The organism is Citricoccus sp. NPDC079358 (genome assembly GCF_040702545.1).
Taxonomy (GTDB): Bacteria; Actinomycetota; Actinomycetes; order Actinomycetales; family Micrococcaceae; genus Citricoccus.
On sequence record NZ_JBFBLI010000004.1, the window covers coordinates 69,137 to 82,428 of the forward strand.

12 protein-coding genes are annotated in these 13,292 nt (G+C 66.7%); 6 read left to right on the plus strand and 6 right to left on the minus strand.

The features are described from left to right. Positions 1 to 324 precede the first annotated feature (324 nt). Genes AB0333_RS06620 through rhuM form a run of 5 tightly spaced genes read left to right on the plus strand, consistent with a single transcriptional unit; the run spans position 325 to position 5,849 of the window. Complete coding sequence (locus tag AB0333_RS06620) at positions 325 to 708, plus strand: type II toxin-antitoxin system RelE/ParE family toxin (protein ID WP_366217873.1); 384 nt, start codon at positions 325 to 327, stop codon at positions 706 to 708. After that, positions 705 to 1,109 (plus strand): helix-turn-helix transcriptional regulator, encoded by a 405-nt coding sequence (locus AB0333_RS06625; protein ID WP_366217874.1) that lies wholly within the window; start codon positions 705 to 707, stop codon positions 1,107 to 1,109. Before AB0333_RS06620 ends, AB0333_RS06625 begins: the two co-directional genes overlap by 4 nt. Then, on the plus strand, positions 1,106 to 1,561 hold the full coding sequence (locus AB0333_RS06630; RefSeq protein WP_366217875.1) for a hypothetical protein: 456 nt from the start codon (positions 1,106 to 1,108) through the stop codon (positions 1,559 to 1,561). The genes AB0333_RS06625 and AB0333_RS06630 overlap by 4 nt, the downstream gene beginning before the upstream one ends. Beyond that, positions 1,558 to 4,758: a type I restriction endonuclease subunit R gene (locus tag AB0333_RS06635; RefSeq protein WP_366217876.1), complete on the plus strand. Its 3,201-nt coding sequence runs from the start codon at positions 1,558 to 1,560 to the stop codon at positions 4,756 to 4,758. The genes AB0333_RS06630 and AB0333_RS06635 overlap by 4 nt, the downstream gene beginning before the upstream one ends. 50 nt (positions 4,759 to 4,808) lie before the next feature. Continuing rightward, complete coding sequence (rhuM, locus tag AB0333_RS06640; protein WP_366217877.1) at positions 4,809 to 5,849, plus strand: RhuM family protein; 1,041 nt, start codon at positions 4,809 to 4,811, stop codon at positions 5,847 to 5,849. Between the two features lie 161 nt (positions 5,850 to 6,010). Here the strand turns inward: rhuM and AB0333_RS06645 are convergent, their stop codons facing one another. The 3 genes from AB0333_RS06645 to AB0333_RS06655 form a co-directional block, all read right to left on the minus strand. Beyond that, entirely contained in the window at positions 6,011 to 7,648 is a 1,638-nt protein-coding gene (locus AB0333_RS06645) for a dihydrolipoamide acetyltransferase family protein (protein ID WP_366217878.1), read from the minus strand. A 1-nt stretch (position 7,649) separates the two neighbouring features. Then, positions 7,650 to 8,669, minus strand: a complete 1,020-nt coding sequence (locus AB0333_RS06650) for a transketolase C-terminal domain-containing protein (protein ID WP_245952493.1) — start codon at positions 8,667 to 8,669, stop codon at positions 7,650 to 7,652. A gap of 158 nt (positions 8,670 to 8,827) precedes the next feature. Beyond that, positions 8,828 to 9,988 (minus strand): thiamine pyrophosphate-dependent dehydrogenase E1 component subunit alpha, encoded by a 1,161-nt coding sequence (locus AB0333_RS06655; RefSeq protein WP_366217879.1) that lies wholly within the window; start codon positions 9,986 to 9,988, stop codon positions 8,828 to 8,830. 185 nt (positions 9,989 to 10,173) lie between these two features. Between AB0333_RS06655 and AB0333_RS06660 the strand changes: the two genes are divergently transcribed. Then, the gene (locus tag AB0333_RS06660) at positions 10,174 to 10,623 is read left to right on the plus strand and encodes an Lrp/AsnC family transcriptional regulator (protein WP_115932824.1); all 450 of its coding nucleotides are present in this window, start codon (positions 10,174 to 10,176) and stop codon (positions 10,621 to 10,623) included. 135 nt (positions 10,624 to 10,758) lie between these two features. On the opposite strand, the gene AB0333_RS06665 is transcribed toward AB0333_RS06660, so the two are convergent. Genes AB0333_RS06665 through paaD form a run of 3 tightly spaced genes read right to left on the minus strand, consistent with a single transcriptional unit; the run spans position 10,759 to position 13,275 of the window. Beyond that, positions 10,759 to 11,562: an enoyl-CoA hydratase/isomerase family protein gene (locus AB0333_RS06665; RefSeq protein ID WP_366217880.1), complete on the minus strand. Its 804-nt coding sequence runs from the start codon at positions 11,560 to 11,562 to the stop codon at positions 10,759 to 10,761. 10 nt (positions 11,563 to 11,572) lie between these two features. Next, positions 11,573 to 12,748, minus strand: a complete 1,176-nt coding sequence (gene paaE, locus AB0333_RS06670) for a 1,2-phenylacetyl-CoA epoxidase subunit PaaE (protein ID WP_366217881.1) — start codon at positions 12,746 to 12,748, stop codon at positions 11,573 to 11,575. Further along, entirely contained in the window at positions 12,745 to 13,275 is a 531-nt protein-coding gene (paaD, locus tag AB0333_RS06675; protein WP_366217882.1) for a 1,2-phenylacetyl-CoA epoxidase subunit PaaD, read from the minus strand. The genes paaE and paaD overlap by 4 nt, the downstream gene beginning before the upstream one ends. Positions 13,276 to 13,292 lie beyond the last annotated feature (17 nt).

Here is a 13,292-nt window from a genome sequence, read left to right on the forward strand (position 1 = left end):
CACTTGCACGAGTGGCATTCAAGCCAAATGTCCCGCCAACACGGCCGGTGGCAATAGTGCAGGCACTGTCTGCAACATTGGCAGGGTCACCACCCAATGTCATCCAGCGCCCGCAGGGATTCCCAGAAGGCCGAACGTTCTGAGAAAGCTCGAAGCCCCGCTTGTGGCGGGGCTTCGGATGCGCGGGAGGCGTTTCCGCGTCCTGCACCTTCATCCTACGGCCACCGCCGCGGAAGACACACTGATCCAGACTGAGGAGCGAGCACCATGACTCTGGCCAACGCCTTCCAGCCTTTGCGGGCACCACGCGCCGCGTGTTAAGTTATGACTGAACAACAGGGTGGAATACCCCTCCTTCCACACGACGACAGTGTCATCGCCGTGGTACGACAGAGCGGGAGAAGCGATGCCAAGGATTTCCTCGAGAAACTGGAGAAACGCGACCAGGCTCGATTCCTTCGATACATCCAATACCTAGCGGCGGGAAGGCCACTCAAGTCGCCGGAGCACTTTCGGCGGCTCAGCGCAGCCGGCGCCGAGCCGCCGGTGTATGAGCTGAAATCGAACAAGTACCGGCTATACGTGGTTCGAACGAGCCGCCGCTGGTACATCACGCACGGTCGCGAGAAACCGAAGAACAACCAAGTTCCCCGAGAAGTGGCGAAGGCACTCGCCATCTTCTGGGACCGCAAAGGAAACTCCCCATGACTCCCGAACCCATCTTTCCAGTCGGCGACCCCGAGTTCGATGCCGTCTTCGCCGAGGAGGCCGCAATGGTCGATGCCAGTCAGCTCATCGCCTCGGCTTTGGAAGCCAGTGGCAAGTCCAAGACGGAACTGGCCCAGGCATTGGGGGTCAGCAAGAGCGAGATCACGGCCCGTTTAGCTGGTGAACGCAATATCACGGTCAGGAAGCTCTCGGCGACACTCCATGCGCTCGGACAGAGTCTGCAACTCTCATCAGCAGATGAGGCGCCGCCCCGGACAGACGACAGGAAGCACTTCGAGCGTTGGCGCGCACAGGGCCCTGCATTGGCGAATAGTCATTCTGAGGCTAAGCCACGCCGAACGGCGACACTCGGTGGCTGGCGCAAGGCCTGCGGAGCATGACCATGGCGAAGACGCAGACCTTTCACCTGTCGAGTCCAAAGATCCTGAACGTTGATTCCTCGTGGGAATCCGCCAATCAGGCTCATATCAATTGGTTCGTCAGCTACGCGCCGGAACGGGAGGCCGAATCGAACGAGCGCGTTCTCTTCGCCACCCTCCATGCGGTGACCGATGATGGCCGCGGGAATGTTCAAGTGGCGGCGATGATCCAGGAATCCACCGATTTCACCGATTGGGAATCCTTCGAGAAGGCCTTGGCTGAGTCTGATGCTTTGGACACCCTGTATCTCTTCGCACTGAACGGGCTGCGCACCGCGCTCTCACTGGTTGGTGGCGCGGTCGGACCAGTTGATAACTCCCCGGAACCAGAATTCGACCAGCTGGTTCCGGCCGATGACCTGGACGACGAGCAGCCTGCGACAAGTGATCGCACTACTGAGGCTGATTCATGACCGTACCCTCACCACCCTCCGAGAACGATTGGGAAGGCCTCGTCCTCGACCGCCTCGGGGACCACGGCTGGAAGCCTGTCCACGGCAGCAGCATCGCCCCCGGCACCGGCGAGCGCACCGGCTGGGACGAGCTGCTGATCAGGCCCCGCCTGCTCCAAGCCATGCGGCGGCTCAACCCGGACGTGCCGGTCCAATACCTCGAGCAGGCCCTCGCGGAGATCGCCGCACCCTCCTCGCAGGACGCCATCACGGAGAACTTCCGGATCCACCGGTACCTGGTGGACGGATACCGCTTCACCTACCTGGACTCGGATGGCACCGAACGGACCCCCACGCTGCGGCTGATCGGTGCGGAGGAATCCCTCAACGACTGGCTGGTCGCCCACCAGGTCACCCTCGTGCAGGGCGAGCACCGGCGTCGGCTGGACGTGGTGGTCTACCTCAACGGCATGCCCGTGAGCATCATGGAGCTCAAGCGGGCCGGTGCGGCGAGCGCGGATGTCAGCGCAGCCCATGCTCAGCTGCAGACCTACCTGCGCGAGTTCCCCCTGGCCTTCCGGTATTGCGTGTTCACCCTCGCCTCGGACGGACTCGAGGCGCGGTACGGCACCCCGTTCACGCCCCTGAACCATTTCTCTCCCTGGACCGTGGACGACGACGGCGTGCCCGTCCCCACCGGCACCACCACCGAGGATGGCGACGCGGTCCTGCCGATCGAGACCGCCCTGGACGGCCTCTACAACCCCGAGCGGTTCCTCCAACTGCTGCACTGGTACACGGCCTTCGACGAAAGTGCCGAGGGCCTGACCAAGCGCATCGCCAAGCCGCACCAGTACTTCGCCGTTTCCAAGGCCGTGGGCACCACCATCCAGGCGGTCCGCACGGACGGGCGGGCCGGCGTCGTGTGGCACACCCAGGGCTCCGGCAAGTCCATGGAGATGGAACTGTACGCCAACCGGGTGATGCAGCACGCCGAGCTGCGCAACCCCACCATCGTGGTCATCACCGACCGCAACGAACTGGACGGGCAACTGTTCGCAGGCTTCAGCCGGTCCCGGCTACTGCCGGAGCAGCCGCAGCAGGTCCGCCGCCGCAACGAGCTGCGCGAGGAACTTTCCGGCCGACTCTCCGGCGGCATCTACTTCACCACCCTGCAGAAGTTCGGCCTGAGCAAGGCCGAGAAGGACGCCGGCACCGTGCACCCGCTGCTCTCGGACCGGAAGAACATCATCGTGGTGGTGGACGAGGCCCACCGCAGCCACTACGACGATCTCGACGGCTACGCCCGCCACCTGCGCGACGCCCTGCCGAACGCCACCCTCATCGCGTTCACCGGGACGCCCATCTCCTTCGCGGACCGGGACACCAGAGCCGTGTTCGGCGACTACATCGACATCTACGACCTGTCCCGGGCCGTGGAGGACGGCGCCACCGTCCCCGTGTACTTCGAGCCGCGGCTGATCAAGGTCAGCATGGCCGAGGGCGTGTCCGAGGGGGACCTGGACGAGGCCGCCGATGAGGCCACCGAAGGGCTCGACGAAACCGAACGAACCCGCATCGAGCGATCGGTCGCCGTCGTCAACGCCGTCTACGGCGCCCCGGAACGCCTCGAGGAGCTGGCCCAGGACCTGGTGAGGCACTGGGAGACCCGGCGGGCCGCCGTCGGGCCCTTCCTCACCGCCACGGACGGAACGCCGGCCGTGGGCAAGGCCCTGATCGTCGGTGGGACCCGGGAGATCTGCGCCAACCTGTACACCCAGATCGTCCGGCTTCGGCCGGACTGGCACGCGGACGAGCTGGATCGAGGCAAGATCAAGGTCGTCTACTCCGGCAACGCCTCCGACCAGCCGCCCGTGTCCGACCACGTGCGCCGCGACTCGGAGAACAACGCCATCAAGGCCCGGCTCAAGGACCCCGAGGACGAGCTGGAGCTGGTGATCGTCAAGGACATGATGCTCACCGGCTTCGACGCCCCGCCCCTGCACACGCTCTACCTGGACCGCCCGCTCAAGGGCGCGCTGCTCATGCAGACCCTCGCCCGCGTCAACCGCACCTTCCGCGGCAAGGAGGATGGCCTACTGGTCGCCTACGCGCCACTGGCGGAGAACCTCGCAAACGCCCTGAAGGAGTACACGGACACCGACCAGCAGAACCGGCCCATGGGCAGGAACGTGGACGATGCCGTCGCGCTGGTGGAGGAGCTGCTCACCGAGGCGCGCACCCTGCTGGCTGGCTACGACTGGCGCGCGGTGATGAAGAAGGGCGGCAAGAAGGCCTTCCTCAACGCGGTCACCGGGGCGGTGAACTATCTGCGCGAGCCACGGAACCAGGGTGCCGGGCTGGACGACGACGGCGACCCAGGTCTGGCGTCCCAGTTCCGGCAGGCGTCCGGACGGTTGGCGCGGGCCTGGGCGCTGTGCACCGGCTCCGGGCGGCTGGAGGAGGTCCGTCCGGAGATCCAGGTGTACGAGGAGATCCGGGTATGGATGGGCAAGTTCGACGCCCAGGACCGGCAGGCCCGCGGTGAACCGATTCCGGACGACGTGCAACGGATGCTGGCCCAGCTCATCGATTCGGCCACGGACGCCACCGGCGAGGTCCTGGACATTTACGCCGCCGCAGGCATGCCGCGCCCGACGCTGAACGACCTGACACCAGAATTTCTGGCCAAGACCCGTGAGGCACGGAACCCCCACCTGGCCATCGAGGCCTTGCGCAAGCTGGTGTCCGAGGAGTCGGTCAAGGCCACCGGGCACAACGCCATCCGCCAGCGGGCCTTCTCCGAACGGGTCACCGAGCTAATGACGAAGTACACCAACCAACAGCTCAGTTCCGCCGAGGTCATCGCCGAACTGTTCGAGTTGGCGCGCGAAGCCTTGGCCGAAGCCGACCGCGGCAAGCAATTCGAACCTCCACTGGACAGTGACGAGCTGGCGTTCTACGACGCGGTATCGCAGAACCAGTCCGCCGTGGAAAAGCAGGGCGAGGGCAAGCTGGCCGACATCGCCCGGCAACTGGTGGCCGTGATGCAGCGGGACACTCGCACTGACTGGACTGTGCGGGAGGATGTGCGGGCCAAGCTGCGCTCTTCCGTCAAACGGCTGCTGATCAAGAACGGCTACCCGCCGGACAAACAGCCGGAGGCCATCAAGCTCGTGATCGAGCAGATGGAGTCCTTGTCGTTGGCGACGAGTTGATCCGGAGATGATGCCGATAACTAACCCGCGGACGATGGAGGAAGCTGTCAATGAAGGCTGAACACGGCGGCGAGGTGATTCTCTACCGAGAGGCAGACGGTTCCAACGTCGTCCAGTTGCGAGCGTCCGGGGGAACTGTCTGGCTGACCCAAACGGAGATTGCTTCCCTGTACGACACGACGCTTCCGAACATCGCCCAGATCATTCGCCGGATTCTTGAGGATCGCGAAGTGACCGAGGCAACTATTAACTCAGAGTTAAGAGTTCGATCGGAGGGAACTCGGCAAGTGCAACGTGAGGTCAAGATCTACAACCTCGACATGGTTCTTGCCATCGGCTATCGCGTCACCACGTCGAGAGCGGTGCAGTTCCGGCAATGGGCCACCACCACACTCCACGAATACCTCGTCAAGGGCTTCGCCATGAACGACAGGTACCTCAAGGACTCCGAAGGCGTTGATTACTTCGACGAACTTCTTGAGCGAATTCGCAGCATCCGTGCTTCTGAGAAACGCTTCTATCAAAAGATCCGAGAACTCTTCAAGGCCACGAGCGCCGATTACGACGGACAGTCTGATGTCGCGCGGACTTTTTTCGCGACGATTCAGAACAAGCTCCTCTACGCAGTCACCGGACATACAGCAGCCGAACTCGTCGTCAGTCGGGTGGATGTCAGAAGCCCGACCTTGGGGCTCACGTCATGGAGGGGCGCGACAGTGAAGCGTGCAGACGCAGAGATTGCTAAGAATTATCTCAATGAGTCGGAGATCAAGGAACTCGACCGCTTGACGACGATGTTCCTTGACTACGTCGAAGACCGGGCCGAACGTCGCATTGAGACATCTATGGCTGACTGGACCGTTGCCACCGAACGATTTCTGGCTTTCAATGAGCGTCAAACGTTGAGAGGCGCAGGTCGCGTCTCTCATGAATCCATGAAGTCGATCGTGCAATCCAGATTCGAAGAACACGAACAGGGACGACGATTGGCGGAGGCACAGCGAGCTGAGATCGAAGAACGAGTTGACCTCACAGAACTTATGCGTGCGGCGAACCAATTGACAGAATCACCCACCGAACCAGACGAATAGCGAGGCGCCCAGGGCTCGATCGGAGATCACCCAGGATGACCCAGCGTCGATAAGGCCTTGGCACGGCCTCTGACGTTCCCTGATGCCCTCCCCTGCCAACATGGCGCACCCGTGAACGTTAATGCCGAGATTCAACAAGGCAGGTCTATCGACGCTTGACTTTACAAGTCCGCCAGCACCCCCATGGGATTCTCGAAGCAATCCGCGACGAACCGCAGGAATCCGCCGGCCGTGCCGCCGTCGCAGATGCGATGGTCGAACACCAGGGACAGCTGCATGACCTTGCGCACGGCCAGCTCGCCGTCCACCACCCACGGCCGATCGATGATGCGTCCCATCCCCAGGATCGCGACCTCGGGATGGTTGATGATCGCCGCGGAGCCATCGGTGCCAAACACCCCGTAATTGTTGATCGTGAAGGTCCCGCCGGACAGGTCCAGCGGGGTGCCCTTCCCGGAACGGGCCACCTCGGTCAACCGGCGCAGCTCTTCGTTCAGTTGCCGGGCGGTCATCGCGTTGGCGCCCCGGATGGAAGGCACCACCAGGCCACGCTCGGTCTGCACCGCGAAACCGAGATTGATGCCGTCGAAGGACACGATCCGGTGCCCGCCCGCTCCGTCCTCCTCGAAGCGCTGCGCCAGCTCGGGATACCGGGCCAAGCCGGCGAGCGCGAACCGGGACGCGAAGGCCAGCAGACCCGGCACCTGCTGGTCCCCACGCGCCTTCAGCGACGCCCGCAGCTCCAGCAGCGGAGTGACGTCCACATCCACCCAGATCGTGGCCTCGGGGATCTCACGGCGCGAGCGACTCATGGCCGCGGCGGTCACCTTGCGCACCCCGGACACGGGCACGACGCCGGCCACCCCCAGTCCTGTGCGCGGGTCCAGTTCCTCCGTGGGTTCCGGGGCCCACGATCCCTCCCCGGCCGATGCCGGGCTCGACGCGGCCGCCCTGCCGGCGATCGCTGTGGCGTTTGCGGTGGCCAGGGTGGGACCCGTGGCGGTATCCGAACCCGGAGAACCAGCTCCAGCTCCAGCTCCAGCCGAGGCCAGCACATCGGCGCGCACGATCAGCCCGGCCGGGCCGGTCCCCCGCACGGTGGCGAGGTCCACCCCGTGGTCACGCGCCAGCCGGCGCACGAGCGGGTTGACCACCCGCGGGGCTGAGCGAGTCAACTCTGACGCCTCCGTCGGCGACCCTGCAGTCGGTGACGCAACGGACGACGATCCGGCGGCCGGAGTATCCGCGGCAGCCTTGCGCCGGCGGGTGCGGCCGGTCGCGGCACCACCGGGGGTGCCGTAGCCGATCAGGACGTTGCCAGAGCCGGCGTCGTCCTCCGGGCCCGCCTGCGCCGCGCTGTCCGATGTTCCCCGTGCTGCAGGCCGCACTGTGTCCTCCGCGCCGGGTGCCTGCCCCGAGGCGGCCGCGGCCTCGGGCCGCACCCCGGCGCGCTCCTCCTCACGGTAGGACTGGGCGCCCTCGGCCAGAGCCGGGGCACCAACGGAACCAGCGGAACTCTCGGAACTGTCATCGTTGGAACCGCTGTCACCAGACGCCACGCCGTCCTCGACGGAGACCAAAGGCTTGCCGACCTCCAGGGTGGTGCCGGCCTCCGTGTGCAGGGTTGCCACGGTGCCGCCGAACGGGCTGGGTACCTCGACGAGGGACTTGGCGGTCTCGACCTCGACGATCGGCTGGTCCACGGCCACGGTGTCCCCGGCGGCCACCAGCCACCGGATGATGTCGGCCTCGGTCAGGCCCTCTCCCAGGTCCGGGAGCAGGAAGGTGCGGATGGTCATGTCAGTCCTCCCACTGCAGGTCGTCCACGGCGTCCAGGATGCGGTCCACCGAGGGCAGGAAATGGTGCTCCAGCTTCGGCGCCGGATAGGGGATGTCGAAGCCCGTGACCCGCAGTACGGGCGCGGCCAGGGAGTGGAAGCAGCGCTGCTGGACGCGGGCGGTGATCTCCGCGGCAACGGAGGCGAATCCGGTCTCCTCGGTGATAACCACGGCCCGGCCGGTCTTGACCACGGACGCGACCACGGTGGCGTCGTCGAAGGGGACGATCGTGCGCACGTCCACCACCTCCAGCGAGCGCCCCTCCTCCTGGGCGGCGGCCGCCGCGGCCAGCGCGGTGGGCAGGGACGGACCGTACGCGATCAGCGTCGCGTCGGTTCCGGTCCGCGCGACGGCGGCCCCGCCGGATTCCAGCGCGGCCCGCGGATCCGCACCGGCCCCGGGACCGGACCGGCCGGCGTCGTACTGCTCGCGCAGAGCATCCAGGTCGACCCGGTCCTTGGCGAAGTACAGCTTCTTGGGCTCCATGAAGACGACCGGGTCGTCCGAGTCGATGGCCGCCCGCAGCAGCAGGTAGGCGTCGGTCACGGTGGCCGGGGTGACGACCTTGAGGCCCGGGGTGTGCGCGTAGTAGGCCTCCGAGGAATCGCAATGGTGCTCCACGCCGCCGATGCCCCCCGCGTACGGGATGCGGATGACGATGGGCATCGCCACGGCCCCCCGGGTGCGGTTGCGCATCTTCGCCACGTGCGAGGCGATCTGCTCGAAGGCCGGATAGGCGAAGGCGTCGAACTGCATCTCGATCACCGGCCGCATCCCGTTGATCGCCATGCCCACGGACATGCCGGCGATCCCGGACTCGGCCAACGGGGTGTCGAAACACCGCTCCGTTCCGAAACGTGCGGCCAGGCCGTCCGTGATGCGGAAGACCCCGCCGAGGGTGCCCACATCCTCGCCGAACACCACGACGCCGGCATCGGCGGCCAGCGCATCGGCCAGGGCCGCGTTGAGGGCCTTGGCCATCGTGACCGGCCCCGGCGGTGCCGGGGCCACCGGGGAGTCGGGCCGCGGTCCGGGGACACCCGCCCCGCCGGCCCGGGTGGTGGCCTCCCGGGCCGCGTCCACGGCGTTGTCCATGGTGTCGACTGAACCGATGTCCGGGCCGGTGGTCTGGCGGGCGCTCATGATGCCTCCTCGCGGGCGAGTTCCTCGGACAGCTGGGCGGACTGCTCGGTCAGCTGTGGAGTGGGGACGGTGTAGACGTGGGCGAAGAGATCCTGCGGGTCGCCGGTCACGTCCTGATTGAGTCCGTCCCGCAGCTCGGCGGCGACCTGCTCGGCCTCCCGCTCGAAGCGGGCCTGCAGCTCGTCGGCCAGCAGGCCGCGACCGGTCAGGTAGGTGCGCATCCGCTTCACCGGGTCCTTGGCCAGCCATTCCTGCACCTCCGCGTCCTCGCGGTACCGTGTGGCGTCGTCGGCGTTGGTGTGGGCCTGGATCCGGTAGGTCTGCGCTTCGACCAGCAGGGGACCCGCACCGCCGCGGACGAGGCGCACACCCCGCTCGAGGACGGCGAGCAGCGCGACGAGGTCATTGCCGTCCACGCGCTCCCCCGCCATCCCATAACCCACAGCTTTATGCGCCAGCGACGGCGCCACCGTCTGGCGGGCCAAGGGCACGGAGATGGCGTACTGGTTGTTCTGGACGAAGAAGATCACCGGCAGATGGAAGACGGCCGCGAAGTTCAGTGCTTCATGGAAGTCACCCTCGCTGGTGGCCCCGTCCCCGCACAGGGCCACCACCACGGTGTCCTCCCCGCGCAGTCTCGCCGCATGCGCGGCCCCGACCGCGTGCAGCAACTGGGTGGTCAGCGGGGTGGACTGGATGCCGACCTTGTGCCTTCCCGGATGGTAGCCACCGTGCCAGTCACCGCGGAAGACGGTCATAGCCTCCACGGGCGGGACCCCGCGGGAGATCACGGCCACGGTGTCCCGGTAGGTGGGGAACAGCCAGTCCCCCTCCTCCAGGCAGGCCGCGACGGCGACCTGGCAGGCCTCCTGCCCGTGGCTGGAGGGGTAGACCGCCATTCGGCCCTGACGCACCAGCGCGGAGTTCTGGTCATTGATGCGCCGGCCCACCACGAGGCGGCGGTACGCCTCCAGCAGGTCCTCGTCGGCCGGGACGGGGTAATCGTGACCCGGCTCCGGGTCCGGGCCGGCACCCAGGAGCCGGCCCTCCTGGTCCACCATCTGGATCAGGTCGCGGGCCGGCAGCATGTAGTCCTCCGGCGTAATGCCGAAGCTGCGGGCGGCATCGGTGATGCCGATGCGGGTGTCCTCGCTCATCGTTCCTCCTGGGCCGCGTGCCGGCCGTGGTCCACGTCACTGCGGTAGTCACTTTGTAACCACTAGTGTGGATCGAGCCGAGGCTTCGTCGCCGCCGCACGGCAAGACTGTGGACGAATGGCGGAAATTGCTTATTCTGGTGGATGTTCTGTAACAGTGCACCGCCTCTGTGAGGGAGGGATTCCATGGGCCCCGTGCCCGCACCGATCGACTTCGTGGATGAGCAGATCCTGGCCGAGCTCACGAGGGACGGCCGTCAATCGGTGACCGCCCTGGCCCAGAGGGTCCATATCTCCCGCGCGCATGCCTACGCCAGGATCAACAGGCTGCAGCAGGACGGCGTCATCACCCGCTACAGCGCGGTGGTGGACCCGGTCCGTGCGGGCCTGCGCTCCTCGGCCTACGTCACGCTGAAGCTGCGCCAGCACGGCTGGCGGGAGGTCAGGGAGACCCTCGCGAAGATCCCGGAGGTCTACCATGTCAGCCTCGTGGGCGGGAACTTCGATGTGCTGCTGCTGGTCCGGGCGAGGGACAACCTGGACCTGCGCCGGGTGGTCTTCGATCTCATCCAGCCCCTGCCCGCGGTGCTGGACACCCAGACGTTCGTGATCTTCGAGGACGCGGACACCCGGTAGAGCACCGTGCCTTGAGACCTTGATGTCCGGCTACGTCGGATACCCGCCCACCCCCGGACGTTGAGTTGAGTTGGGGTGGGTTCTTCGTCACACGCCCACCCCAACTCGACTCAAAGCGGTGGTGGTGCGGGGAGGTCAGCGGGGCGCGGGTGTGCTGGCGACTCCCTGGAACACGGGCCGGCGCTTCTCCTGGAACGCGGCGAATCCCTCGGCGTAGTCGGCCGTGCCGCACAGGTCGGCCTGGGCCTGGTTCTCTCGGGCCACTGATTCCCAGAGCCCCAGCCGCTGATCGCGTACCTGGGCCACGAGTTCCTTGGACGCCAGGAAGGCCCCCGTCGCCCCGGTCGCCACCCGAGCCACGATGCCGCGGGTGTCCTTCAGCAGGCTCTCCGCCGGCAGGGCCCGCGAGAACAGTCCGGAGGCCACCGCCTCGGCCCCGCTGATCAGCTCCGCGGTGTAGATCAGGTCCAGGGTACGGTGGGAGCCCAGCCGCTCGGTGAACAGCCAGTGCCCACCGGAGTCCAACGTGGCCCCCAAGTTCGCGAACGGCGAGCCGATCTTGGCGTTCTCGGCCACGTAGACCACATCCGTGGCGATCGCCAGCCCGAGCCCGACGCCGAGGCACGCACCCTGCACGGCGGCGAAGGTCGGCGCCGGGAAGGCGCTCATCTTCTGCAGCAGCGGGGTGACCTTCCCACCGAGGTAGCCCAGGACGTCGTCGTCGGCCGGGGTAACCCCGGAGATGTCCCGCCCGGCGCAGAACCCGCGGCCCTCGCCCCGCAGCAGCAGGGCCCGCACCTCACCGCGCGAGGCGGCGGCAGCGGCGTCGTCGTAGGCCTGCTCGAGTTCGGCGAGCGCCTCGGCATTGAGGGCGTTCATCTTCTCCGGGGCGTTGAGGACGACCTCGGCGATCCCATCGGCCAGGTTCAGTTCGATCATGCGTTCTCTCCTAGGCGTCGTAGTTGAGGACGAGGGTGTCCGAGGTCGGGTGGGACTGGCAGGTCAGCACGTAGCCCTTCTCGACCTCGTCCGGTTCGAGCGCGTAGTTCTCATCCATCTCCACGGTGCCCTCGACCACCTTGGCCCGGCACGTGCCGCACACGCCGCCGGCGCAGGCGAAGGGCACGTCCTGGCGGACCCGAAGAGCGGCGTTGAGCACCGACTCGCGCTGCCCCTTGGGGGACTTCACCTCGCCCTGCAGTCCGTCCAAGGTGAAGGAGATCTGGAAATTCTCCCCGGCCTCGTCAACCTCCACGGGACGGCCGATGTTGCCCTCCGGGCGGCCCTGCTTCGGGTCACCCGTGGTGAACAGCTCGTAGCGGACCTTGCCCGCGTCCACGTCCAGGGCGGTCAGCTCGTCCCGGACCAGCTGGACCAGTTCGAACGGGCCGCAGAGGAACCACTCGTCCACGGTCTCCGGACGCATCACGGAGGACAACAGGGTCGAGAGCTTCTCGTGGTCGATCCGGCCGGAGAGCAGCGGTGAGATCCGCTGCTCCCGGGTCAGGATGTGGTGCAGGGCGAAGCGGGCGGGGTAGCGGTCCTTGAGGTCGGCCAGCTCTTCGAGGAACATCACGTCCATGGCGGCCCGGTTGGAATACACCAGGTCGAAGCGGACCTGGTCATTGGACGCCAGCACCGTGCGGGCGATCGCGATGACCGGGGTGATGCCGGATCCGGCAGCCACTGCGACGAACGAGTGCTCGGTGTCCGTGTCGATCGACTCCGGATCGTTCAGCTCGGTCATCCGGTGCTGGGAGATGAACGCGCCGGCGGGACTCATCACGTCGATGGTGTCCCCCGACACCAGGTGCTCGTTGGCCCAGCTGGAGAAGAGCCCGCCGAGGTCCCGCTTGATAGCCACGCGGATCTCTCCGGGCCTCGGCTCGGCGCAGATCGAGTAACTGCGGCGCACCTCGTGCAGTGCGCCGTCCTCGCCCGGCAACTCCTTGCGCAGGGCCACGTACTGGCCGGCCGCGTAGTCGTAGTCGTCCACCAGCTCCTCGGGCACCGCGAAGGTGACCTCGACGGCGTCGGCGGTCAGCCGGCGGACACCGGCCACCTCCAGGGAGTGGAAGGTGGCGCGGCGGCGTGCGGGGGCGGTTTCGGTGGCGGTTGCGGTCATGAGAGCACCTTGAAGTAGTCGAAGGGTTCCAGACAGTCCCGGCAGGAGTACAGGGCCTTGCAGGAGGTGGAACCGAAGCGGGCGAGTTCGCGGGTGTTCAGCGAATGGCAGTGCGGGCACTTCACGGCCAGGCCGAGGGTCACGGTGCCCCGATGGCCGGCCCCGGTGGGCGGGGCGATGCCGTACTCCTCGAGCTTGGCCTTGCCCGCGTCCGTCATCCAGTCGGTGGACCAGGCCGGGGACAGCACCAGGTCCACGCGGACCTCCTCGTAGCCGGCCACGGCGAACTCGTGCTCCAGGTCCTGCCGGATGGCGTCCATGGCCGGGCACCCCGAATAGGTCGGGGTGATGGTCACGACGACGGCGCCGTCACCGTCCTGCTCGACGTCCCGCAGGATGCCCAGGTCGGCGATGGTCAACACCGGGATCTCGGGGTCGGTGACCCGGGCTGCGATGCGGTGGAGTCGGTCACCTTCCGCGGCACGCTCAGTGGCCGTGGTGATGGTGTCTGTGGTGGTGGGTGTCATGGTGGTCCTCCTGACGT

Excerpts from the sequence above, each read along its gene's own strand:
- paaD (WP_366217882.1), bottom strand. The coding sequence starts at position 13,275 with ATGACACCCACCACCACAGACACCATCACCACGGCCACTGAGCGTGCC.
- rhuM (WP_366217877.1), top strand. The coding sequence starts at position 4,809 with ATGAAGGCTGAACACGGCGGCGAGGTGATTCTCTACCGAGAGGCAGAC.
- AB0333_RS06635 (WP_366217876.1), top strand. The coding sequence starts at position 1,558 with ATGACCGTACCCTCACCACCCTCCGAGAACGATTGGGAAGGCCTCGTC.
- AB0333_RS06655 (WP_366217879.1), bottom strand. The coding sequence starts at position 9,988 with ATGAGCGAGGACACCCGCATCGGCATCACCGATGCCGCCCGCAGCTTC.
- AB0333_RS06630 (WP_366217875.1), top strand. The coding sequence starts at position 1,106 with ATGACCATGGCGAAGACGCAGACCTTTCACCTGTCGAGTCCAAAGATC.
- AB0333_RS06620 (WP_366217873.1), top strand. The coding sequence starts at position 325 with ATGACTGAACAACAGGGTGGAATACCCCTCCTTCCACACGACGACAGT.
- AB0333_RS06650 (WP_245952493.1), bottom strand. The coding sequence starts at position 8,669 with ATGGCCAAGGCCCTCAACGCGGCCCTGGCCGATGCGCTGGCCGCCGAT.
- paaE (WP_366217881.1), bottom strand. The coding sequence starts at position 12,748 with ATGACCGCAACCGCCACCGAAACCGCCCCCGCACGCCGCCGCGCCACC.
- AB0333_RS06625 (WP_366217874.1), top strand. The coding sequence starts at position 705 with ATGACTCCCGAACCCATCTTTCCAGTCGGCGACCCCGAGTTCGATGCC.
- AB0333_RS06645 (WP_366217878.1), bottom strand. The coding sequence starts at position 7,648 with ATGACCATCCGCACCTTCCTGCTCCCGGACCTGGGAGAGGGCCTGACC.
- AB0333_RS06660 (WP_115932824.1), top strand. The coding sequence starts at position 10,174 with ATGGGCCCCGTGCCCGCACCGATCGACTTCGTGGATGAGCAGATCCTG.
- AB0333_RS06665 (WP_366217880.1), bottom strand. The coding sequence starts at position 11,562 with ATGATCGAACTGAACCTGGCCGATGGGATCGCCGAGGTCGTCCTCAAC.